We start from the raw sequence: 22,734 nt of genomic DNA on the forward strand, positions 1-22,734 counted from the left end.
GCCGTGGCCGCAACCACCCCCGAGCGTGCGGGCGATCTCGCATCCGGCGTCTTCGGGCCGACCGTTGCCGGCGGCAAGCCGCGAAACGGCGGCGTCGACTGGCTGCGCTTCGGCATGCTCGTGGTGTCGGTGGTCACGGCGTTCGCGGTCTTCACGGGCGGCTACTACGCCTTCATCCTGTGGCGCGCCCAGCAGAACATCGGTGACCTCGACCTGGTCATCAACACCGAGGGTGGCACCAGCGGCTTCTCCGCTGGCGACGACGCCGACGCGCCGCTCGAGCTCCCCTCCATCGAGGACCTCGAGGACCGCACCACGATCCTCCTCGTCGGCTCCGACAGCCGGGAGGGGTTGTCGCAGGAGCAGCTGCAGGCCATCGGCACCGACAACACCGGGACCGACCTGACCGACACGATCATCCTGCTGCAGATCGACCCCAACACCGACGCCGCCGCCATGCTGTCGTTCCCCCGCGACCTCCTGGTCGAGCGCTGCGACGGCTCGACGGGCCGGATCAACCAGGCCTTCTACATCGGCGAGCAGCAGGGCGAGGGACGAGGGGCGCAGTGCCTGATCGACACGATCACCGCGCTGACCCGCATCCACATCGACCACTACGCCCGTGTGAACTTCGCCGGGTTCGTGCAGGCCGTCGACGCCCTCGGCGGGGTCACCTTCTACATCGAGGAGCCGCTGCAGGACCGGTACTCCGGCCTCGACATCCCCTCTGGCTGTGTGGAGTTCGACGGCGTCACCGCCATCCAGTTCGTCCGTGCCCGGCGCCTCGACAGCGACTTCGGGCGCATCGCCCGCCAGCAGCGGTTCGCCCGCGAGATGGTCAACAAGGCGACCTCGGTAGGGACGCTCCTGAACCCCGCACGCGTGACCAGCCTCGTCAGCTCGGTGTCGGACTCCCTCGAGACCGACCGTGGGTTCGGGGCCGGCCAGATGATCGACCTCCTCAACTCCGTCCGCGGCATCAGCTCCGGTGCCGTCGACGGACGCACCGTCCCCGGCTACAACAGCAAGTGGGGCGAGGCCGATGTCGTCCGCCTGCTCGAGGACGAGGCCGACGCGCTGTTCCGTGCCTTCCGCGAGGGCGACCTGCTGCCGGAGGGGGTCGGTACCGACGGCGGCGCCATCGAGCTGGGCCCGTCCAACGTCATCCCCGTCCGCGTGCTCAACGGCGAGGCCCCCGAGGGCACCGGGCAGGAGACCGCCGACGTGCTGGAGACCCTCGGCTTCACCGTGGCCGAGATCGGCAACGCCCCCAACTACGGCTTCACGAACTCCCAGATCCTCTACCCGGAAGGTCGCCTTGACCACGCGGAGCTGCTGGCCGAGCAGCTGGGTGGGGTGATGGTCAGCCCGAGCGCGGATGACGTCGACGAGCTGCAGCTGCTGCTCGGCTCCGGGTTCGACCCGGCCGACTTCGCCCCCGAACCCGACCCGACCGAGTCGGTGTCGGAGACACCAGCGGCCACCGAGGCGCCGGGGGAGGACGCCAGCGAAGAGGTCTTCGCCGGCGCCGAGCTGTCCAACATCGAGTGCTGACCACCTGACCCGGTCAGGTGACGGCGGTCACCAGTGCACCTCCTGCGGCTCGCACGCCGCGTGCGCCGCAGGTTCGGTCTGGATGGTGGCGTGGGTGATGCCGTGCTGGTGTTCCAGCAGGTCACGGGCCAGGTGCAGCACGACGTGGCTGTCCGCACCGGGGGACATCTCCAGGTGCACCGACACGACGTCCATGCCCGAGGTGAGGGTCCAGACATGCAGGTCGTGCACCCGATCGACGCCGTCGAGCGCGGCGAGCTCGGACTCCAGCGTGTCGACGTCCATGCCCTCCGGTGCCGCCTGGATCAGGATGCGCAGGGCCTTGCGGCCGAGCCGGTAGGTACGGGGCAGGACGAACACGCCGATGCCCACCGCGAGGATCGGGTCGATGAGGGTGAACCCGGTCGTGTTGATGACGACGGCGGCGATGATCACGCCGACCGACCCCAGCGTGTCGGCCAGGACCTCCAGGTACGCGCCCTCGATGTTGAGGGACTCCTCGGCGCCCCGGCGGAGGATGGCGAAGGCGATCAGGTTGATCACCAGGCCGATGGTCGCCACGATCAGCAGTGGAGCCCCCAGCACCTCGGGCGGTTCGGTGAGCCGCCCGACGGCTTCCCACAGGATCCACCCGGCCGCACCGAACAGCAGCACGGCGTTGGCCAGCGCAGCGAGGATCTCGAGGCGGTAGAAACCGAAGGTCCATCGCGGTGAGCGCTCGGCCCGGCTGGCGACCTGGATCGCGGCCAGCGCCATGCCCATGCCGAGCACGTCGGTGAACATGTGGGCGGCGTCGGACAGCAGCGCCAGGGAGTTGGTGAGCAACCCGCCGACCAGCTCGACGACGAAGAACCCGCCGATGAGGGCCGTCGCCAGCAGCAGCCGACCGCGATGCGCCCCGCCCGCATGCGCGGCCGAGGTGTGACTGTGATCGTGGCCCGTCCCCATCGCCACCACGATATGGCTCGGTGCCGACAGGTGCTGGGGTCCGGCCCCGTGGGTCCGGCTACTCGGTCTCGAAGTCGAGGAAGCGCAGCAGCCGCTCGCCGTACCCGCTCTTGGCGAGGTCACCGGAGAACGCCTCGGCCTGGGCGAGGTGGCGCAGCTGGTCGGCGTCGATGAAGCCCTCCCGGAAGGCGGCCTCCTCGGGTGCACCGATCAGCAGGCCCTTTCGGCGCTGCTGGCCCGCGACCCAGTTCTGGGCGTCCAGCATGGCGTCGAAGGTGCCGACGTCGAACCAGTCCGTGGCGAACGGCAGCTTGGCGACCTCCAGCTTCCCCTGCGCGAGGTAGTGGTTGTTCACCGCCGTGATCTCGATCTCGCCGCGGTCGCTCGGCTCGATGGTGCGGGCGATCTCCACGACGGAGGAGTCGTAGAAGTACAGGCCCGGGACCATGTAGCTCGAGGGCGGGTCGGCGGGCTTCTCGTGCACGGCGGCGACCGAGCCGTCGTCGGCGAACTCCAGCACGCCGTAACGCTCGGGGTCGGGCACCCAGAGGCCGAACACGACCGCCCCGTCGGGGGAGGTGTAGCGCTGCAGCTGCTCACCCAAGCCGTAGCCGTAGAAGATGTTGTCGCCGAGGATCAGCGCCACGTCGTCGTCACCGATGAAGTCGGCGCCGACCACGAAGGCATCCGCCAGGCCACGCGGCTCGGTCTGGACCTCGTAGGAGAAGGTGCACCCCCACGCCGACCCATCGCCCAGCAGCGCCTCGAACGCGCCGATCTGCTCGGGTGTGGAGATCACCAGGATCTCGTTGATGCCCGCGTGGAGCAGCGTGGTGACGGGGTAGTACACCAGCGGCTTGTCGTAGACGTGCATGAGCTGCTTGGACGTGCCACGGCTGGCCGGGCCCAGACGGGTGGCCCGCCCGCCGGCGAGGATGATGCCTTTCATGGCACCGGGTTGTACCAACAACAGCGCGGTGTTGCCCCCTGTGCGGTCGCCCCGGGCGCCTTGACACCGGCGGTACGTTGCTCGTGAGCCGACTTCACCCACAGGAGGGCACCTGCATGGGACACCGAGCCGATCGCATCCGCAACGTGGCGCTGGTGGGGCACGCCGGGAACGGCAAGACGACGCTGGCCGAAGCCCTGCTGTACCGGGCGGGGGTGATCACTCGGCTCGGCCGGGTGGAGGACGGCACGGCGACGACCGACGCCGAACCCGAGGAACACAGCCGCACGCAGTCCGTGCGGCTTTCCGTTGTCCCCATCGACCACCGGCTCGGGCAGGAGACCTTCCGGATCAACCTGATCGACACCCCCGGGTACGCCGACTTCCGGGAGGAGGCGCTGACCGGCCTGCGCATCGCCGACCTCGCGGTCTTCGTCGTCGACGCCACCGCTGGCGTGCAGACCGGGGACGTCCTCCTGTGGCGAGCGGCCGCCGCGATGAACCGTCCGCGCATGGTCTTCGTCAACAAGATGGACCGCACCCGCGCGTCCTACGAACGGGCCGTCGCCCACGTCCGCGAGCACTTCGGCGAGGGCTTCGAGCTGGTCGAGATCCCCATCGGCGAGGAGGCCGCCTTCCACGGGGTCGCCGACCTGATCACCGAACACGCCTTCCTCTACGACAGCGGCCGGGCCGTGGAGACCGACGAGCTCCCACCCGAGATCGCCGACCGGGAACACGACGCCCACGAGACGCTGGTCGAGGACGTCGTGGAGACCCAGGACTCGCTGCTCGAGCGCTATCTGGAGGGCATCGAGCCCACCCCGGAGGAGCTGGAGGCAGCCCTGCACGAGGGCGTCGACGCCGGCACGGTCTTCCCGGTCATGTGCGGCTCGGCAGCCGCCTCCCGCGACGACGGGACCATCGAACCCATCGGCGTGGACCGGCTGCTGGAGTTCGTCTGCCACGTCGGCCCGGCCCCGACCGACCTGCCCGGCACCGAGGTCGTCATCGCCGATGACCTCTTCGAGATGCCCTTCGACCCCGACGGTCCGCTCCTGCTGCAGGTCTTCGCCACGCGCAGCGACGACTACGTCGGCCAGATCACCATGTTCAAGGTGCTCAGCGGCACGCTTCACGCCGACGACGTGGTCGTCAACGTCCGGACCGGCGAGAAGGAACGCATGCACGGCCTCCTCGTGACCCGCGGCAGCGAACACGTGTCGGTGTCCACCGTGGTCGCCGGCGACATCGCAGGGGTGACCAAGCTGGGCGACGTCCGCACGGGTGACACGCTGGAGGACGGCAACCGCGGCTGGGTTGTCCCGCTGCCCGACCCCATCCCGGCGGTGCACGGTGTCGCGCTGGTGGCCGCCAGCCCGCAGGACGAGGACAAGATGGGCGGGGCCCTGCACAAGCTGCTCGCCGAGGACCGCTCCCTCCGCCTGGAGCGCAACGACGAGACCCACCAGACGATCCTGTGGGGGGCCGGCGACACCCACCTGCAGGTCGTGCTCGACCGGATGACCCGTCGGTACGGCGTGACGCTGCAGACCGAACCGATCACGGTGGCCTACCGCGAGACGATCACCCGCCCGGTCGAGGTGGAGGGGCGGCACAAGAAGCAGTCCGGCGGGCGCGGCCAGTTCGGTGTCGCCAACGTGCGGTTCGAACCCCTCCCCCCGGGTGAGGGCTACGCCTTCGAGTCCGAGGTGGTCGGTGGGGCGATCCCCAAGTCGCTGGTCCCCGCGGTCGGCGCGGGCATCGCCGACGCGATGGCCAGGGGCGGCAGCCACGGGTTCCCGCTGGTCGACCTCAAGGCCACCGTGACCGACGGCAAGTACCACTCGGTGGACTCCGACGAGATGAGCTTCAGGATGGCGGGGGCGATCGCGCTCCGGGAGGCCCTGCCACAGGCCGGCACCGTCGTGCTCGAACCCATCAGCCACCTGGAGGTGACCGTCCCCGGCGAGCTCCAGGGAGAGGTCATGGGCGACCTGCAGCAGCGCCGCGGCCAGCTGGAGGGCACGGAGCTCGGCAACGGCGGCGAGGTCATCGTGCTGGCGTCGGTTCCGACCTCGGAGATCCTCCGCTACGCCATCGACCTGCGGTCGTTCACCCACGGGCGCGGCCGGTTCGTCGCCAGGCACGACCGGTACCAGCCGTTGCCCCAGCACCTCCTCGGGCGGCTGGCCGAGGTCTGAACGGGCCGTACACGGGGTCCTGGACCCGCTCTGCCCCCTCCCGGCCGGACAGCATCGCCGCATCGGCCGGCCCGATACCCTGCGTTGGATTGCCGGGTCGAACCCAGACTCGGTCAGCAGCACCCTCAAGGAGCACGACGACGTGCGCATCTTCGTCACCGGTGGGGCCGGCTTCATCGGCTCGAACTTCATCCGCTACGCCATGGCACAGGACAGCGATGTTCGGATCACGAACTTCGACAAGCTGACCTACGCCGGCAACCCCGCCAACCTGGCCGACCTCGCCGACGACGCGCGGTACGACTTCGTCAAGGGCGACATCTGCGACGGCGACCACCTGCGCGAGGTGCTGCCCGGCCACGACGCCGTGGTCAACTTCGCCGCGGAGTCCCACGTCGACCGCTCCATCACCGGCGGCGCGGAGTTCATGGTCGCCAACGTCGTCGGGGCACAGACGATCTTCGACGTCGCCCGCAAGGCCGAGATCGGCAACTTCCTGCACATCTCCACCGACGAGGTCTACGGCTCGGTGGAGGAGCCCGACAGCTTCCGCGAGGGTGACGGCCTCGAGCCCAACTCGCCGTACTCGGTGTCCAAGGCTGCCGCCGACCTGCTGGCCCGCGCCTACAACGTCACCTACGACTACCCGGTGACGGTCACCCGGACGGCCAACAACTTCGGGCCCTACCACTTCCCCGAGAAGGTCATCCCGCTGTTCGTGTCCAACCTGATCGACGGCAAGAACGTGCCGTTGTACGGCGAGGGCCAGAACATCCGTGACTGGACCTACGTCATCGACAACGCCGCCGCGCAGTGGCTGGTCCTGACCCAGGGCACCCCGGGCGAGGTCTACAACGTCGGTGCCGGCAACGAGATCACCAACAAGCAGCTCACCTACGCCATCCTCGAGCGCTTCGGCCTGACCGGTGAGGCGGCCGACGCCCGCATCGACTTCGTCGCCGACCGTCCCGGCCACGACCTGCGCTACAGCGTGGACACCACCAAGGTGCGCGAGCTCGGCTGGACGCCCGGCCACACCTTCGAGGAGGCGCTGGACGCCACCATCGAGTGGTACCGCGCCAACGAGGCCTGGTGGCGTCCCCTGAAGCAGGCAGGCGCCTCCGACCGCCAGGGCCTGGTTCGCAAGTGAAGGTCCTGATCACCGGCGCCAGCGGCCAGCTGGGCCACGACCTGCAGCGCGCGTTCGCCGACGACCACGTCGTCGCGCTGGACCGCGCATCGCTGGACGTGACCCGCGAGGCCGACGTGCAGGCAGCCGTCGCCGACCACCGTCCCGACCTCGTCGTGCACTCCGCGGCGTTCACCAAGGTCGATGCCTGCGAGACGGAGTCCGAGACCGCCTGGCGCGTCAACGCCACCGCCAGCTGGTGGGTGGCCCGCGCCTGCGAGACCGTCGACGCCGCGATGGTCTACATCTCGTCGGACTACGTCTTCGATGGCTCGCTCGGCCGGCCCTACACCGAGTTCGACACCGTCAACCCGCGGTCGATGTACGGCCGGTCCAAGGAGGCCGGCGAGCAGCTCGTCCGCCGCACCCTCGACCGCCACTACATCGTGCGGACCTCGTGGGTGCACGGCGCCGACGGCGGCAACTTCGCCAAGACGATGCTGCGCCTCGGACGCGAACGCGGGGCGGTCAGCGTCGTCGACGACCAGACGGGGTCGCCCACGTTCACCTTCGACCTGGCCCCACAGATCCGTCGCCTGGCGGCCACCGGTCGCCCCGGGACCTACCACCTGACCAACCGGGGCCACTGCACCTGGTTCGAGTTCGCCGCGGCGATCTTCGACGGCGCGGGCCTGGACGTCGACCTGACCCCGACCGACACCGCATCCTTCGGCGCCCCTGCCCACCGTCCGGCCTACTCGGTCCTGGACAACCTGATGGCCCGCCAGGTCGGGCTGCCCGACATGCCGCACTGGCAGGACTCCCTGAAGGTGCTGCTGCAGGAGATCGCGTGACCCACACCGACCGGCCCTCCCCGCGGACGGCCGTCGTGGTGGTCAACCACAACACCCGGGACGACCTGCTGACCTGCCTGGAAAGCCTGGGCGACGCGGGTGCCGACGAGATCGTCGTGGTCGACTCCGGTTCCAGCGACGGATCCCTGACGGCGGTGTCCCAGCGCCATCCCGACGTGCAGCGGGTGGCCCTGCCGAACCTCGGCTTCGGTCGGTCCGCCAACGTCGGCGTCCGCAAGTCCGCGGCCGACGTGGTGGTGGTCACCAACGCCGACACCGTCTTCACCCCCGGGTCGATCGCCCGCCTCGGTGACTACGTGCTCGACCGCCCCGACGTCGGTGCCGCCGGACCCAAGGTGGTGTTCCCCGACGGTCGGCTGCAGCTGTCCGCGCGGGCGTTCCCCGACATCCCCACGGCCATCGGCCATGCGCTGCTCGGCCTGGTGTGGCGCGACAACCCGTGGACCCGACGCTACCGACTGACCGACTGGGACCACGAGAGCGAACGCGACGTCGACTGGCTGTCGGGCTGCTGCGTGGCCCTGCGCCGAACGGCCTTCGAGGAGGTCGACGGCTTCGACCCCGCCTACTTCATGTTCGTGGAGGACGTCGACCTGTGCTGGCGCCTCGGCACGGCGGGGTGGCGCGTGGTCTTCACCCCGGTCGCGGAGGTGCAGCACGCGGTCGGGGGCTCCGTGGGCCGAAAGCGCGTCCGCATGGTCGCCGAGCACGCCCGCTCGCTGGACCGCTTCTTCGCCCGCCGCTACCGCACCGGCCTGCTGACCCGCGGACTGATCCGCCTCGGCCTGCTCGGCTGGGCCGGCTCGGTCATCGCCTGGTCGCAGGTTCGCGGCCGCACCCACGGCCAGGCCGCCTGAGCGGTGGCGTCGCCAGTACATGGCCGTCCGGACGTATCGGTCGGATGACCGGCAGCGTCACAGCTGACGAACGGCGAGGATCTCCCTCGACGGGCTTGACAGGTTGAGTCACACTAAGGCTCAGTACACAACTGCCGTTAACAATAGTCACATGCGAATCACCGCCACCCTTCCCCGTGTGCGCCGCGCGACCCTCCTTGTCGTGCTGGCGCTTGCCTGCGTGTTTGCATCCGTGCCGACGGCCATGGCCGGACAGGGCGCGCCGCCGACGACCGACCTGACGGGCTACATCGACGACACCCCGCCACCGGCGCAGTTCGCCCAGGGCGGCTGCACACCTGCCGGTGGCAGCGCCATCGCCGACCCCGACCTTCCCTCCGGCGACTTCGTGCTCGTCGGTGGTGGCTGGGGCCACGGCGCGGGGATGAGCCAGTACGGCGCGCAGGGGGCCGGCCTGCTCGGCTGCACGGCCACACAGATCCTCACCACCTACTTCCCGGGCACGAGCATCACGACGGTGCCGCAACCCGACCTCGTCGTCATCGGCCTGGGCACCGCGATGCCGAAGGCGACCTACACCGCCGAGGTCGGCACGATCCCCTACCGGCTGTGCCACTACCAGAGCGGCGAGTGCACCGACCTGCCGACCAGCCAGCCGCAGGGCAGCACCTGGCGAGTCGACGTGACACCGGACGCGACCTACCGCATCACCGACACCGGCAGCGGCGCCGTCGTCTGGGAGGGCGGGGACAAGGAGTGGAACCTCCGCACCGTCCTCAGCCCCGACCCGTCGGTCAACCGTCGCGTGCACGTGGCGGAGGTCGGCCACACCTACCGCTGGGGCACCCTCCAGCTGGACTCGGTGCTCACGGGGGCGTCCGAGGCGTACCTGACGCTCGAGTTCACCGACATGGACCTGTACCTGCGCGGGCTGGCGGAGGTGCCGATCTCGTGGCCGGACGCGACCCTGCAGGCCCAGGTCATCAGCGGCCGGTCCTACGCCCTCGCTCGCATCCAGGCCCTCGGCATCCGCACCGACTGCCGCTGCCACCTCTACTCCACGCCCCGTGACCAGAACTACGAGGGCTGGGACCTGGAGTCCGCCGACAGCCAGGGCAAGTGGGTCAACGCCGTCAACGCCACGTCCGGCCAGATCCTGACCCACAACGGCAGCATCGCCGAGACGTTCTACTCCTCCAGCCACGGCGGCCACTCGGAGTCATCCCGCTTCGTCTTCGGCGGCGAGCTGCCCTACGTGCAGCCGGTCGACGACAGCCGCTGGGACCTGGCGAGCAGCAACCCCCTGCGTCGCTGGACGGCCGCGTTCACCGCCGCAGAGCTCGGCAGCCGAGCCGGTGTGGGAACGGCCACATCGATGCGCCTGCTGGACCCCCGGGGCGCTGCGGGTCGTATCGGCTCGCCCAGCCGTGGCTACGGTGGCGTCGAGGTCACCGGCACGGGTGGAACGGTCGTGCTGTCCGGCGACCAGCTGAAGTCCCGGCTCGGCCTGCGGTCGACGCTGGTCGACGTACGCAGCCAGCCCGGCGGACCCGACCCCCAGCCGACGGCAACGCCTGCGCCGACACCGACCAGCGAACCGCCGCCCGCAGCGGCACCCGACAGCATCGCCCGGGTGGCCGCCAGCGACCGCATCGGCACCGCCGTCCAGGTCTCGGCCTTCGGCTGGAACGCCGCCTCCGATGTCGTCATCGCCGCGTCCGACCGCTTCCCCGACGCCCTCGCCGGCGTCGCGCTGGCCGCCAGCCTCGAAGCACCGCTGCTGCTGACCAGCACCGCCGAGCTGTCACCGGCCACAGCGGAGGAGATCCGCCGGCTCGGTGCGACGACCGCGTGGCTGCTGGGTGGCACCAGCGCCCTGTCGACCGCCGTGCGTGGGGACCTGGCCGACATGGGCCTGACCACCCGTCGGCTCGCCGGTGACAACCGCTCCGAGACCGCGGCGGCCATCGCCGGCGCTGCGGTCGGCACCGCCGACGAGGTCACGCTGGTGCCCGCCAGTGACTGGCCCGACGCCGTGAGCGCATCCTCCCTGGCCGCGCTGGTCAACGGACCGCCGACCCTGCTGGCGGGCCGTGACCAGCTGGACGACGCCACCATCGAGGCGCTGGAGGACCTCGGCGCCCGCACCGTCACGATCATCGGCGGCACGGCCGTCATCGCCCCGTCGGTGGTCAGCCAGCTGGAGGGCCTGGGCTACGAGGTTCGTCGACTGGCCGGGAGCAACCGGTTCGGCACATCGACCGCCGTCGCCGAGGAGGCGCTGTCCCAGCGCACCGGTGACGTCACGCTCGTGATCGCCTCGGCGTCCGGGTTCGCCGACGCGCTGCCGGCGGGGGCGCTGGCCGCTCGGCGGTCGGGTGTGCTGGTCCTGGCGCCCAGGGACTCGATGGCCGACGCCCCGGACATCGCCAGCTTCGTCGAGGCGCGCGTCGGTCGGGTTGCCGATGGCGTCGTGGTGGGCGGTACTGGCGCGATCTCGACGACGGTGGAAACCCAGCTGGAGCAGGCGCTGGCCCGACGGTGACCCTCGGGCCCGATGACGTCGGCGTGGTCGTCCCGGCCCGACACGCAGCCGGAACCCTTGCCCGAGCGGTGTCGTCCGCGCTGGCGGAGGGGGTCGGCGCCGTCGTGATCGCCGTCGACCCGACCGACCAGCCGACCGCCAGCGCTGCCGCGAGGGTGGCCGAGCGCGACACCCGCATCAGCGTGGTCGACAACCCCGGTGGGGCCACCCCCACCGGCCTCAACATCGCCATCGCGGCGCTGCCGCATCAGGTGGTGGCCAGGCTGGACGCCCACGCGGCCTTCCGGCCCGGCTACGTGCGGGCTGCGCTGACCGCGTTGGAGGGGCAGGGCGCGGCGGTCGTCGGCGGTCTGCAGCGCTCCCTCGCGACGTCCCCGGTGGGCCGGGCCACCGCGACGGCCATGGGCACGTGGCTCGGGTCGGGGGGTGCCAGCCATCGGACGGGCACCGTTGCGGGGCCCAGCGAAACGGCCTACCTCGGGGTGTTCCGCCGCGAGTGGCTGGACCGCGTCGGCGGGTACGACCCCTCCCTCGCGCGCAACCAGGACTACGAGATCTGCCACCGGATCCGGCGTGCGGGCGGGCTGGTGTGGTTCAGCCCGGACATGGACGCAACCCACGAGCCGCGGGACACGTGGACCGAGCTGGCCGCGCAGTACCACGACTTCGGCCGCTGGAAGCGCCACGTCATGGCCACCGCACCGGGATCGATCCAGCCACGTCAGCTGGCCGCCCCGGCGCTCGTCGTCGGGCTGGTCGGCTCGGTGCTGGTGGCCCGCCGCAGGCCGCGCCCGGCGGCAGTGGTTCCCATGGCCTGGCTGGCCGCGATCGGCACAGCCGCCGCCACCGCTGACGCCGTCGACGCGTCGCCGCTGACGCGTGCCGACCGTGTCAGGATCGGCGGCGCGCTCGGCGTGATGCACCTCGCGTGGGGGACGGGGTTCTGGCGTGGGGGTCGCGGTCGAGGGCGTTGACCCACGGACGGCTCAGCGTTCGTTGTGGCAGGACACGGGCTCCGGGAGCAGCGCGATGACGTCGCAGACATCCTCTCGCGTGGAATCGGACACGCCCGGCGGTGAGGTCGTCTCCACCTCCAGGCCGGCGATCCCCACGGTGCTGTCGGGCTCCGGGGCAGGCGGTTCGCGGCTGAGCCAGATCGTCGGCACGTCGACTGGGGGACGTCGGTTGTCGCTGGGCGTGTCCACCTGCCCGGGCCGCCCCAGCGGTTGGCTGGCCCCGGTGGGAGGCGATGGGGCCACGGCACCGTGGACGACGGGGGCACTCGACACGGCTGCAGGTGCCACGGGGCCGGTCCCGCCGGCCGTCTGGGACGCAGTGGCCGTGGCTGCGGCCCGAGGCGCCTCCGACCCCTGGGGAGTGCCGGAACCGACGATGCCGCTGGCGATGGCTGCTGCCACGGCGACGGGGGCGAGCACCATGGCCACGTGGGACACGTCGGCCCGCAGCAGGTCGGTCACCTGGGTCCGCCAGCGGAGGACCGGCAGTGGTACGAGTCCGCGCAGGGCCTGCGCGAACGCCGTCCGACGGACCCGCCCTCGCGCGCGGTGCATGCGGACCTTGATCGAACCCACCGTGGTGCCGAGGTCGCTGGCGATGTCGGCCAACGGACGGCCCTCCATGTAGTGGGCCCGCAACATGGCGGCGTCACCGTCGTCGGCGTGCGCCAGCAGGGTCTCGACGTCCAGGCGTTGGGTGACGGACTCCGCGTGGTCGGCGTCGGCGAACCGCATGGGCACGTCGGCCACGGGTGACTCCCGGTGGACGGCCGGACGGCGCAGTGCGCTGATGGCGGTGTTGCGCGCGACGGTGGCCAGCCACGGGGCCAGGCGGTCTCGGTCCCACAGCCGCTCGGCATGCTGGAGCAGCCTGACGAACGTCTCGCTGGACAGGTCCTCGGCCAGCCCGTGGGGGCCGTGGGCGACGCAGATGCGGCGCACCATGGCTCGGTGGCGGTGGAACAGCAGGGTGAAGGCGTCGTCGTCACCGCCGGCGGCGCGGCGGAGCAACATGCCGTCCGACATCGTGTCGGGCGGAGGCCAGAGGGCAGTCATCGGCGGACCCATGTGGTGGCGGCGTACAGGGGCATCCCTGTTGAGTTCGGCGCTGCAACCCATGTTTCCTCCCGACGCCCCCCAACTTCTGCCCCGGAATCCGGATCAGCGTTCGGCGGAGGAGGACACGACGTCCCGGTACACCTGCCGGATCCGTTCGTCGGGCCAACCGAAGCGCTCGCGGACGGCGGCCACACCCTGCACCGCCGCGGCCCTGAGCGCCGGATCGGCCGCGACCGCCAGCCCGCGAGCGAGCTCGTCGACCCGGTCCGGCGCGACCAGGACCACACCGGGCAGGCCCTCGACCACCTCTCGGGTGCCGGGCAGGTCGGAGGCCACGACCGGCACCCCGACCGCCAGGTACTCCAGCACCTTCGTCGGCAACGACCGTCGGTAGGCGGGGTGGTCGGTCAGCGGACAGGCGGCGACCTCGGCGACGGCGACCAGTCGCAGCGCCACGGGCAGCGGCATCCAGCCGTGGACCTCCAGCGACACCCCCAGCTCGTCCGCCCGATGCCGCAGCTCCTCGGCAAGGCCGGGCGCGCACCGGCCGATGAGGTGGAGGGTCCGTCCCGGCAGCCCCGAGGACACCGCGTCCAGCAGCACGGTCACGCCTCGAGCCGTGGTCACGTCTCCCAGGTAGACCACCCCGCCCCCCGTGGCGTTCGCCGACGGGGGAGGAAGCACCTCGACCAGCAGGTGGTTGGGCAGCACCGGATGGGCACGTCGGAAGTCCCGGGCGTACCCCTCCTCGGCCAGGGTGACGACGACCAACCGCTCGACGACGTGCAGCATCCGGCGTGCCAGCCACGGCCCGACGCGCGCCCGGACCGCCGATCCTCTTTCGCCGGCAGCTGGGTGGCGGCGGGACAGGCCGGCCCGCACCGGCAGGTCCTCGTGCACGTCGAACACCACCGGCACCCGTCGCAGAAGCCTGGCCAGCAACGCCACGGGCAGCAGCTCGGGGTCGTGGACGGCCACGAGGTCCACGTCGCGACGGAGCATCTGTCGCAGGGCCCGGAGCGCCCTGCGCGGGCGCGAGCCATCGAGCACCACGCTGTCGAGTCCCCGCGTGTCGTCGGGTCCGGGCGCGCGCGTCGCCAGGCGGACGGCGAAGTCCTCGGCCAAGCTGGCGGCGGTCTTGTAGCGGATCCGGGGGTCGTCGGGAGGATGCACCGTCGTGACCACCAGCACCCGGGGCCGGGACGAGGCGTGGGTGCTCACGACGGGGACGGCACGATCAGCACGGGGTCGGGCAACGGTCCCTCGGGACCGATGACCACCACACGCTTCGGTCGGTAGCGCTGCTCCACGGCACGCAGCCTGGAACGCCTGACGGCCGCTGTGTCCAGGCCGAACCGGTCGAGGTCCGCGGCGGGCGGCAGCCACTCGATGACCTGGTCGGCCAGGTCGCCGGGGAGGGGTGTGTCGACCAACCAGACCGGACGCACCGGTACCCCGGACATCCCGTCGACGGCCTGTCGGAGTCGCGTCGGGGCACAACCGACGGCCACGACGAGGACGACCGGGTGGTCCAGCGGGCCGGGCACACGAACCCGTCCGCCCGACGGGCCGTCCAGCTGCGGCCAACGGGCCCGGGTCCGGGCGACGAGGTCGCGCAGCCGGTCGCCGAGCCGGGTCGGCAGCAGCGCCAGCACGACGCCGTAGACGGCGCGGAGTCCTGACCGCAGCTGGGCCGGCACCGTCGGGCTGGTCATCGGATCGACCTTGGCTTCGGCTGGTGGGCCCGCGACTGCGTCAGCTCCTGGATGAGGGCGGCCGCGCGAGTCGCGCCCTGCGGAACGGATCGGGCGGCCATGCGTTCGACGAGCTCGGAATGCCCGTCGAGCGCCCGGTCCAGCGCACGATCGAGCGCACCGGCTGGCGCCGAGCCGGCTGCCCCCTCGGCGCCGGCACGCACCGTTGAGTCCCACAGGACCGCCAACCCCTGCTGGTCGAGCCCGACGGCGCGGGCCAGCTGATCGTCGACGGCAGCTGCCGGGTTGGGCACGAGGACCGCGGGCACACGGCAGGCCACCGCCTCGACCACGGAGTTGTAGCCAGCCGCCAGGACCACCACGTCGAAGGCAGCCAACGACGGGGCCAGGGGATATCGCTGGCGGACCAGCGCACCCTCCACGGTCGGGGGTGGCGACAGGGGCGACGCGGCGACCACGGGAACCAGTCCTCGGCTGCGCAGGGCGGCGACCAACGGTCCGGCGGTGTGGGCCAACGGTCCGGCCAGGCCGGTCCCGAGGGAGATCAAGCCGTAGCGCCCGTCCGCGGGAAGGGCCAGGTCGACCAGCGCCTGTCCGCGGTCACGCAGGTCGTGGTGGTCGTGCAGCAGGACCGGCCCGACCTGCCGGACCGGGACGCCGTTGACGGCCCGCGCCGCGGGTTGTGGGATCGCGACGTCGGGCTCGTCCCGGTCGACCTCACCGGGTTCGATGACCATCGTGAACCCCGCGGCCGTCGCGGCAGGTCGGGCGTCGGCTCGCCAGCGCCCGCGACGGACCCACACGAACGGTGGCGCGCCCTCCTCCGCCATGACCTGCCGCACCCCCCGGTAGGGGGCCACACCGTCGAACACCACCGCCGTGACGTCGTAGGCCTCGATCAGGTGCCGCAGCTGGTCGGCGAGCAGCCGCTGCCAGTGCCATCGTTCCAGCGGAGTCGAGGCGTAGGAGGGGATGTGCTCGACCATGAACCCCAGCTGCCGGAGCGGGTCGATCAGCGGCGAGAGGACGCACAGGATCGGCATCGCCCCCGCCTCGCCCAGCCGACGGGCGATGGCGGCCGCACGGGTCATGTGCCCGAGGCCCATCCCGTTGGAGGGGACGAACAGGACACGCGGCCCGTCGGCCCGGCCGATCACGTCCCCGGAGATCACATCCGGTTGGTGCGGACCCACTCGATGGTGCGCAGCAGCCCGTCGTCGATGTCGACCTCGGGCTTCCAGTCGAGCTCGCGACGGGCGATCGTCGTGTCGGGCTGGCGGACCTTCGGGTCGTCGACCGGCATCGGCTCGTGCACGATGCCCGGCGAGACACCGGCCAGCTTCTGGATCCGCTGAGCCAGCTCGAGGATGGTCATCTCGTGCTGGTTGCCGATGTTGACCGGGGTGGCGTCGTAGTCGCTGGCCAGCAGGCGCAGCAACCCCTCCACCAGGTCGTCGACGTAGCACAGCGACCGGGTCTGCTGCCCGTCACCGAAGACCGACAGCGGTTCGCCGCGGAGGGTCTGGGCGATGAACGTCGGCACCGCCCGGCCGTCGTCCATCCGCATCTTCGGCCCAAAGGTGTTGAAGATGCGCGGCACCCGCACCTCCATGCCGTGGGAGCGGTGGTAGGCGAACGTCAGGGCCTCGGCGAACCGCTTGGCCTCGTCGTAGACGCCTCGCGGGCCGATCGGGTTGACGTTGCCCCAGTAGGACTCCGGCTGCGGGTGGATCTCCGGGTCGCCGTAGACCTCGCTGGTGGAGGCCAGCATGAAGCGCGCGTCCTTGGCTCGAGCCAGGCCGAGCGCCTTGTGGGTGCCGAGCGCCCCGACCTTCATCGTCTGGATCGGCAGCTTGAGGTAGTCGATCGGCGAGGCCGGCGACGCCCAGTGCAGCACGAAGTCGACCGAGCCGCCGACGTGGATGTACTCCGTGACGTCGTAGCGCAGGAAGGAGAACCGGTCGTGGCCGAGCAGGTCCTCGATGTTGGACGCCGAACCGGTCGACAGGTTGTCCATCACCACGACACGCGCGCCGAGGTCGAGGAGGCGGTGGGAGAGGTGCGAACCGAGGAAACCGGCGCCGCCGGTGATGACTGCGGTTGCGCCGTCGAAGACTGTCAGGTCGTAGGTCACGCGGGCGATCATACGGGTCGATGACGTCCTGCCCTGACTTCGCCTGTGGCGAGCAGGGTGGTGTTGCAGCTACAACCGTGGTGTGCAGAAGGGAACCGACCAGTGAGCGACCAGACACCGCCGGGCTGGGGCAATCCACCGCAGAACCCCACGCCATGGCAAGGAGGTCCCCCCGGTGGGCAGCCTCCACAGCAGGGTTGGGGGCAGCCGCCAGCCCAGCCCCAGGGCCCGCCTGCGGGCTACGGGCCGCTTCCCGGCCAGGCACCGCCGGGCCAGCAGCCCCCCTATGGCCAGCAGCCCGCCTACGGGCAACAGCCGCCCGGTTACGGCCCCGGCCAGGGCTACGGCCAGCCGGGACCGGGGTTCCAGCCGCCGCCCAAGAAGTCCAACACGGGCTTGATCATCGGCCTCGTCGTGCTCGTCCTCGTGCTGGCAGGCGGCGGCCTGGCCGCCTTCCTGCTGTCCAGCGGTGACGACGAGCTGGCGACCACCGACACCGAGGCCACGGCATCGGAGCTCGGTGAAGCCGTCGACGACCTCAACAGCGACCTGGCCGACGAGGGCACCGAACCGGAGGTCCTCGACGACCTGCCGCAGGACGAGGCGACACCATCCGCCGTCCCCGGAGAGGACGCCTCGGTCTTCGAGCTCGCCGTCGGGGACTGCTACAACAGCCCGTCGACCAGCGACGAGGTGCAGTCCGTGGCCGTCGTGCCGTGCGACACCCCCCACGACAGCGAGGTCTTCTTCCTCGTCGACTACCCCGACGACGGCACCGGGTTCCCCGGCCTGGAGGAGCTGAACACCTTCGCCGACGACCAGTGCCAGGGGCAGGCCTTCACCGACTACGTCGGCGTGGTCTGGGCCGAGTCACGGTTCTTCACCAGCCAGCTGACCCCCACGGAGGCGTCGTGGGAGCAGGGCGACCGGGAGGTCGTCTGCCTGCTGTACGACCCCACCACCCAGCTCAACGCGTCGGTGCGCGGCACCGGACAGTGATCGACGGCCATCGGTGGGCCGTCACCGTGGCGGCCAGTGCCTGAGGCACAGCTGTTCGGCGGTGACGACGACCGCGCATCGGAGGAGACCCCGCCGGCCACCCGGCGGGTGATGTCGGGCGCCGGGGCGGGATCGGCCACGGCGCCGCTTGCCGCGCGCCTGCGTCCCCGCACCCTCGACGAGGTCGTCGGCCAGCGCCACCTGATCGGGCCGGAGGGGCCGATCCGTCGGACGATCGCGAGCGGCCGGTTGTCCTCGATGGTCCTCTGGGGGCCGCCCGGAACCGGCAAGACGACCCTCGCCGGCGTCATCGCGGCCGAGGCCAACGCCGAGATGATCGTGCTGTCGGCCGTGACCGCGGGGGTGAAGGACGTGCGGGCGGCGGTCGTCGAGGGTCGGGAGCGCTTGCGCCGGACCCAGCGCCGCACGATCCTCTTCGTCGACGAGATCCACCGCTTCAACAAGTCCCAGCAGGACGCGTTGCTGCCGTCGGTGGAGGCGGGCGACGTCGTGCTGATCGGCGCGACGACGGAGAACCCCTCCTTCGAGGTCAACGCTGCGCTGCTGTCCCGCAGCATCCTCTACCGGCTCGCGCCGCTGGAGGAGGACGACCTGTCGGTGCTGCTCGACCGCGGGCTGGCCGACCCCGGGCTGGAGGGGGTCACCGCCACCGACGAGGCGCGCGCCGCGCTGCTGCATGCCGCCGACGGTGACGCCAGGGTGCTGCTGACCGGGCTGGACGCGGCCGCCGCGCTGTCGGTGGGGACCGAGGACGGCCGGATCACGCCGGAGATGGTGCAGTCGGCGCTGGCACAGCCCCACCTGCGCTACGACAAGGCGGGCGACAACCACTACGACCAGGTCAGTGCGTTCATCAAGTCGATGCGCGGGTCCGACCCGGATGCAGCGATGTACTGGCTGACCCGCATGCTGGCGGAGGGGGAGGACCCGCGGTTCCTGGCCCGGCGCATGGTGATCCTCGCCAGCGAGGACATCGGCCTGGCCCACCCGCAAGCGCTCGCCGTGTCGGTTGCGGCGTTCCAGGCGCTGGACCGGGTCGGGCTGCCCGAGGCCCGGTTCGCGCTGTCCCAGGCCTGCATCCACCTGGCGCTTGCGCCGAAGTCCAACGCGGTCACCCGAGCGATGGCCCGGGCGGACGCGGAGGTCGAACGGCTGGGCAACGCCCCGGTCCCGGCGTCGCTGCGGGACGCCCACTACAAGGGGGCCAAGCGGCTGGGACACGGGGTCGGGTACGCCTACCCCCACGACGACGAGCGCGGATGGGTCGACCAGCAGTACGGCCCGGACGGCCTGCGACGCATCTACGAACCCGGCGACCACGGCGCCGAACCCACCCTCAACTCCTGGCGCGACAGCCGCTGACCCACCCCCCGGGCCCTCGACCCCCGGCCCCCCGGCGGTGTGTCGTCGAACCGGCCACATTTCGTCGTTGGGCGACACACGTGGGGCGCGGGCCGGGGCACTCGGCCGGGTGCGTCGTCGAACCGGCCACATGTCGTGGGTGGGCGACACACGTGGGATGGTGGCGCCCGGGTGGGTTAGCCTGCGCGACGATGCGTGCCCTGATCCTGGCGGGTGGCCGTGGCACACGGCTGCGTCCGCTCACCCACCTCATCCCCAAGCCCCTGGTCCCCTTCATGGGCGACCCCTACGCCCACGGGCTGCTCCGGCGGCTGGTGGATGCCGGGGTCACCCGGGCCACCTTCCTCGTCGGGCGTGACGCCGCGCCCTTCCAGCCCCTCGTCGACGCCGCGCCCCAGCTGGGCCTGGCGATCGACGTCGCGACCGAGGAGATGGCGCTGGACACCGCAGGGGCCGTTCGGCGTGCCCTCGCGGGGGAGGCCGACGAACCGGTCCTGGTGTGCAACGGCGACGTCCTGACCGACGTCGACCTCCGCCGGATCATCGACGGCCACGTCGAGTCGGGGGCCGTTGCCACCCTGACCCTCCACGAGGTCACCGACACCTCCGCCTTCGGGGTGGTCGTCCGCAACGGCCAGGGGATGGTCCGCCGGTTCGTGGAGAAGCCCCAACCGGGCACCGTGCCCGACAACACCATCAACGCCGGGACCTACGTCCTGCAGCCCCGCCTGTTCGACCACTTCCCGGGCGACGGCCCGCTGTCGTTCGAACGCCAGGTCTTCCCGGGCCTGCTGGACGCCGGCGAGAAGATGTTCGGCATCAACGACGACGCCTACTGGCAGGACCTCGGCACCCCGGCGCGCTACCTGGAGGGCCACCGGGCCGTCATCGACGGCGAGTGCACCTGGCCGCTGGCCGAGGGCATGGTCGTGGTCGAGGGGCAGTCCGCCATCCACCCCAGCGCCGTGGTCGACGAGACCGCGGTGGTGCGGTTCGGCTCCGTGGTCGGCCCGCGTTGCCGGGTCGGCGCGGGCGCGGTGCTGCAGGGCGCCGTGCTGCACGAAGAGGTGGAGGTGCACGACGCCGCCGTCATCAGCGACGCCCTCGTCGGCGCGCTGTCGGAGATCGGTACCGGCGTCGTCGTCCCCAAGGGCAGCGTGCTGGGCATCCGCACCTACCTCGGCACGCGCTGACGCGCTGGACGCGCTGACCGGCTAAGACGCGTGTCGGGCAACTGCGACGGGCGGCCCAATACCCGACAAGCGGATGGGTGGGCTCGGGCGGCCGAGCGGATGCGTGTCGGGTTCCTGCGACGGGCGGCCCAGAACCCGACAAGCGGAGGGGTGGGCTCGGGCGGCCGAGCGGATGCGTGTCGGGCAACTACGGCGGGCGGCCGAGAACCCGACACGCGGGGTCAGTCGGCGGTGACCAGGTCCGGGGCGGCGCCGGCGAACGTCGCCGGGCAGCCGTCGGTGATCAAGGAGCGGATCTCCTCGCCGAAACCATCCGACAGCCTGTCGGTGTCGGCCATCAGCGCCACGAGCTCGACGAACTCGATGAACGGGGTGTCGGGTTCGCCGTCGCCGTTGGTGTCCTTGCCACGCCGGATGTCACACACCGACTGGATCACCGTGTCGGTCAACGTGTTGTTGTCCGTCGGCAGGAACACCGCGCCGCCGAAGCGGCCCGACATCATCGACGCCGCCAGCACGTAGGCGTAGTTGTCGCTGTCCACGCCACCGCCGAGGGGCACGCCCGAGGCGTAGACCTCCGTGTCGGGGATCAGCGTGTCCTCGCCGCCGAACCGCTGGATCATCTCGCGACCGAACTGGCTGACCGCCGCACCCGTCGCGATGCGGCTGTCACCACCCCAGCGGCAGGTCCACCGGGGGATCTGGGAGCCGTCGGGGTTGGTGTTGGCGCAGAACTGCCGCCACGGGTTGGAGGTGTCGTCGGTGAGCGCCGCGCCGGGCCCGCCGAAGGCGTAGCCGTTGGTGTTGGCGTGGTCACGGATCGAGCGAAGCGTGTCGCTGGAGATCACCGCCGAGCCACCGATGAACTGGATGGCCTGGGGTCGCAGCTGGTCCAGCGCCGCGAGGGTCGCGGCGGGTGCGGGGCCCGTGGCGCCGGTCAGCAGGACCGGGAAGCCCCACAGCGCCCCCACCTGCCCGGCCAGCACCGCGTCGGGCCAGTTGTCCTGGTTGGCCATCAGCACCATGTTGGTGTCGGGGAACCCGGCGTTGCGGGCCGCGAAGTCCTGGGTTCGCTGCCGCACCTCGAGGGCCACCGCAGCGGCGGTGTCCACGCGGGTCGGGCCCGACAGGCGCCGCGCGTCGTAACCGAGCTCGCGCAGGTGGTCCATGACCCCCTCGTCGATCGCGGCGGTGCCGCCGAGGACGTACACGGGGAACCCGCGAGGCACCGTCCGGACCAGCTCCTGCTTGGTGGCGGGTGCCAGCCGGGTGTGGTCCTGCCCGAGGGTGGGGCCGGAAGTGGGGGAGTAGGTGAACAGCAACGGACCCTGGCCGAAGCCGAGGGAGGACCCGGCCAGTGCGTCGGCGAAGTTGTCGTCGCGCACGATCACGGCCCACTGGCCGGTGTAGGGCTCGTACTCCTGCGTGGACAGGTCGTTGAAGACGAACTGGCTGATCGCCACGGCCTGGCTGACCGGCTCGGTGCCGCCGATGAAGCAGGCCACCCGTGCGACCGTGACCTCGCTGCCGGTCTCGGTCGGCGCGTCGCAGAAGGGGTTCTCGTCGCCGCGGGGCATCCGTACCGACGCGTCGGTGTCGGGCCAGCGGTCCATCGCCACGGCCGCACCGTCGGTCTCCTCGTAGGCCATCTGCACGCTGTAGCGCACGTCGGGGCTGTCGGGGATGCAGCTGGGCTGGAGGACGAAGTCGATGCCCTGGAAGCTCGGGTCCAGCTCCACCTGGGCGTCGCAGTCGGCCACCTGGCCGCCGGCGCCGTCCTCGATGCTGCGGACCAGGCTCGTGCCGTTGTGGAACAGACGGAGCACCAGCTCGGGGTTCGGGTCGCCGTCGGTGGACAGGGCAACCTGCAGCGCAGTGTCGTCGTTGGTCCACGACGCGTCCTGCAGGGGGTTGTTGCCTGCGGCGAACACGGTGGTCAGCCGGATCGGCTCCCCCTGCGGGAACTCGGGGGAGGAGCTGGTGTCGGGATACTGCAGGCAGGTGCCGACGATGTCGGCCACGTCGACGCCGCCGGCGTCACCGGCCGGATCGGAGAAGCAACCGAAGGAGGCGTACTCCTCGCCCTGCGCCGGCAGCGCGGTGAGGAGCCCCATGGTCAGCATGACCACGAGCAGGGTGGCGGTACGGCGATGCGGTGCAGACATGTATCGAAC

18 protein-coding genes are annotated in these 22,734 nt (G+C 71.5%); 10 read left to right on the forward strand and 8 right to left on the reverse strand.

Annotation, left to right across the window (positions count from 1 at the left end; all coding sequences use genetic code 11):
* The first annotated feature begins 3 nt into the window (after nt 1-3).
* Nucleotides 4-1,554 (forward strand): LCP family protein, encoded by a 1,551-nt coding sequence (locus tag DVS28_RS04655; RefSeq protein WP_114590424.1) that lies wholly within the window; start codon nt 4-6, stop codon nt 1,552-1,554.
* Nucleotides 1,555-1,581: 27 nt separating this feature from the next.
* On the opposite strand, the gene DVS28_RS04660 is transcribed toward DVS28_RS04655, so the two are convergent.
* Together DVS28_RS04660 and rfbA are read right to left on the reverse strand one after the other, a co-directional pair.
* The gene (locus DVS28_RS04660; protein ID WP_114590425.1) at nt 1,582-2,502 is read right to left on the reverse strand and encodes a cation diffusion facilitator family transporter; all 921 of its coding nucleotides are present in this window, start codon (nt 2,500-2,502) and stop codon (nt 1,582-1,584) included.
* Nucleotides 2,503-2,560: 58 nt separating this feature from the next.
* Complete coding sequence (gene rfbA / locus DVS28_RS04665) at nt 2,561-3,451, reverse strand: glucose-1-phosphate thymidylyltransferase RfbA (RefSeq protein WP_114590426.1); 891 nt, start codon at nt 3,449-3,451, stop codon at nt 2,561-2,563.
* 116 nt (nt 3,452-3,567) lie between these two features.
* On the opposite strand from rfbA, the gene DVS28_RS04670 reads away from it, so the two are divergent.
* The 6 genes from DVS28_RS04670 to DVS28_RS04695 all read left to right on the forward strand — a co-directional run bounded on the left by DVS28_RS04670 (nt 3,568) and on the right by DVS28_RS04695 (nt 12,035).
* Entirely contained in the window at nt 3,568-5,655 is a 2,088-nt protein-coding gene (locus tag DVS28_RS04670) for an elongation factor G (protein WP_114590427.1), read from the forward strand.
* Between the two features lie 142 nt (nt 5,656-5,797).
* On the forward strand, nt 5,798-6,805 hold the full coding sequence (gene rfbB, locus DVS28_RS04675; RefSeq protein ID WP_114590428.1) for a dTDP-glucose 4,6-dehydratase: 1,008 nt from the start codon (nt 5,798-5,800) through the stop codon (nt 6,803-6,805).
* Nucleotides 6,802-7,638: a dTDP-4-dehydrorhamnose reductase gene (rfbD, locus tag DVS28_RS04680; protein ID WP_114590429.1), complete on the forward strand. Its 837-nt coding sequence runs from the start codon at nt 6,802-6,804 to the stop codon at nt 7,636-7,638. The genes rfbB and rfbD overlap by 4 nt, the downstream gene beginning before the upstream one ends.
* Nucleotides 7,635-8,516, forward strand: coding sequence for a glycosyltransferase family 2 protein (locus tag DVS28_RS04685; protein WP_164709926.1), 882 nt, complete (start codon nt 7,635-7,637; stop codon nt 8,514-8,516). The genes rfbD and DVS28_RS04685 overlap by 4 nt, the downstream gene beginning before the upstream one ends.
* A 151-nt stretch (nt 8,517-8,667) precedes the next feature.
* Entirely contained in the window at nt 8,668-11,061 is a 2,394-nt protein-coding gene (locus DVS28_RS04690) for a cell wall-binding repeat-containing protein (RefSeq protein WP_114590430.1), read from the forward strand.
* Nucleotides 11,058-12,035, forward strand: a complete 978-nt coding sequence (locus tag DVS28_RS04695; RefSeq protein WP_114590431.1) for a glycosyltransferase — start codon at nt 11,058-11,060, stop codon at nt 12,033-12,035. The genes DVS28_RS04690 and DVS28_RS04695 overlap by 4 nt, the downstream gene beginning before the upstream one ends.
* A 12-nt stretch (nt 12,036-12,047) precedes the next feature.
* Here the strand turns inward: DVS28_RS04695 and DVS28_RS04700 are convergent, their stop codons facing one another.
* From DVS28_RS04700 to DVS28_RS04715, 5 genes are all read right to left on the reverse strand, one after another.
* A complete protein-coding gene (locus DVS28_RS04700; RefSeq protein WP_164709927.1) occupies nt 12,048-13,133 on the reverse strand; it encodes an RNA polymerase sigma factor in 1,086 nt (361 codons plus the stop codon).
* A gap of 105 nt (nt 13,134-13,238) precedes the next feature.
* On the reverse strand, nt 13,239-14,357 hold the full coding sequence (locus tag DVS28_RS04705) for a glycosyltransferase (RefSeq protein WP_164709928.1): 1,119 nt from the start codon (nt 14,355-14,357) through the stop codon (nt 13,239-13,241).
* Nucleotides 14,354-14,851, reverse strand: a complete 498-nt coding sequence (locus DVS28_RS28140) for a hypothetical protein (RefSeq protein WP_164709929.1) — start codon at nt 14,849-14,851, stop codon at nt 14,354-14,356. The genes DVS28_RS04705 and DVS28_RS28140 overlap by 4 nt, the downstream gene beginning before the upstream one ends.
* Nucleotides 14,848-16,044 carry a glycosyltransferase gene (locus DVS28_RS04710; RefSeq protein ID WP_216826395.1) on the reverse strand — a complete coding sequence of 399 codons (1,197 nt, stop codon included), beginning with the start codon at nt 16,042-16,044 and terminating at the stop codon, nt 14,848-14,850. Before DVS28_RS04710 ends, DVS28_RS28140 begins: the two co-directional genes overlap by 4 nt.
* Nucleotides 16,020-16,985 carry a UDP-glucuronic acid decarboxylase family protein gene (locus DVS28_RS04715; RefSeq protein WP_216826396.1) on the reverse strand — a complete coding sequence of 322 codons (966 nt, stop codon included), beginning with the start codon at nt 16,983-16,985 and terminating at the stop codon, nt 16,020-16,022. The genes DVS28_RS04710 and DVS28_RS04715 overlap by 25 nt, the downstream gene beginning before the upstream one ends.
* Before the next feature lie 102 nt (nt 16,986-17,087).
* On the opposite strand from DVS28_RS04715, the gene DVS28_RS28145 reads away from it, so the two are divergent.
* From DVS28_RS28145 to DVS28_RS04730, 3 genes are all read left to right on the forward strand, one after another.
* Nucleotides 17,088-17,984: a septum formation family protein gene (locus DVS28_RS28145; protein WP_164709930.1), complete on the forward strand. Its 897-nt coding sequence runs from the start codon at nt 17,088-17,090 to the stop codon at nt 17,982-17,984.
* A 36-nt stretch (nt 17,985-18,020) separates the two neighbouring features.
* On the forward strand, nt 18,021-19,367 hold the full coding sequence (locus DVS28_RS04725) for a replication-associated recombination protein A (protein ID WP_216826397.1): 1,347 nt from the start codon (nt 18,021-18,023) through the stop codon (nt 19,365-19,367).
* Nucleotides 19,368-19,558: 191 nt separating this feature from the next.
* Nucleotides 19,559-20,560 (forward strand): nucleotidyltransferase family protein, encoded by a 1,002-nt coding sequence (locus DVS28_RS04730; protein WP_114590436.1) that lies wholly within the window; start codon nt 19,559-19,561, stop codon nt 20,558-20,560.
* 221 nt (nt 20,561-20,781) lie between these two features.
* Here DVS28_RS04730 and DVS28_RS04735 read toward each other — a convergent pair whose 3' ends face one another.
* Nucleotides 20,782-22,725, reverse strand: coding sequence for a cell wall-binding repeat-containing protein (locus DVS28_RS04735; protein WP_114590437.1), 1,944 nt, complete (start codon nt 22,723-22,725; stop codon nt 20,782-20,784).
* Nucleotides 22,726-22,734: the final 9 nt, after the last annotated feature.

Origin of the sequence: Euzebya pacifica (assembly GCF_003344865.1) — a bacterium.
Classification (GTDB): Bacteria; Actinomycetota; Nitriliruptoria; order Euzebyales; family Euzebyaceae; genus Euzebya; species Euzebya pacifica.

What these genes read in the sequence shown, in the direction of transcription:
- DVS28_RS04660 (WP_114590425.1), bottom strand. Translation starts at nt 2,502, where the DNA reads ATGGGGACGGGCCACGATCACAGTCACACCTCGGCCGCGCATGCGGGC.
- rfbA (WP_114590426.1), bottom strand. Translation starts at nt 3,451, where the DNA reads ATGAAAGGCATCATCCTCGCCGGCGGGCGGGCCACCCGTCTGGGCCCG.
- DVS28_RS04670 (WP_114590427.1), top strand. Translation starts at nt 3,568, where the DNA reads ATGGGACACCGAGCCGATCGCATCCGCAACGTGGCGCTGGTGGGGCAC.
- DVS28_RS04690 (WP_114590430.1), top strand. Translation starts at nt 8,668, where the DNA reads ATGCGAATCACCGCCACCCTTCCCCGTGTGCGCCGCGCGACCCTCCTT.
- DVS28_RS04700 (WP_164709927.1), bottom strand. Translation starts at nt 13,133, where the DNA reads ATGACTGCCCTCTGGCCTCCGCCCGACACGATGTCGGACGGCATGTTG.
- DVS28_RS28140 (WP_164709929.1), bottom strand. Translation starts at nt 14,851, where the DNA reads ATGACCAGCCCGACGGTGCCGGCCCAGCTGCGGTCAGGACTCCGCGCC.
- DVS28_RS04730 (WP_114590436.1), top strand. Translation starts at nt 19,559, where the DNA reads ATGCGTGCCCTGATCCTGGCGGGTGGCCGTGGCACACGGCTGCGTCCG.
- DVS28_RS04735 (WP_114590437.1), bottom strand. Translation starts at nt 22,725, where the DNA reads ATGTCTGCACCGCATCGCCGTACCGCCACCCTGCTCGTGGTCATGCTG.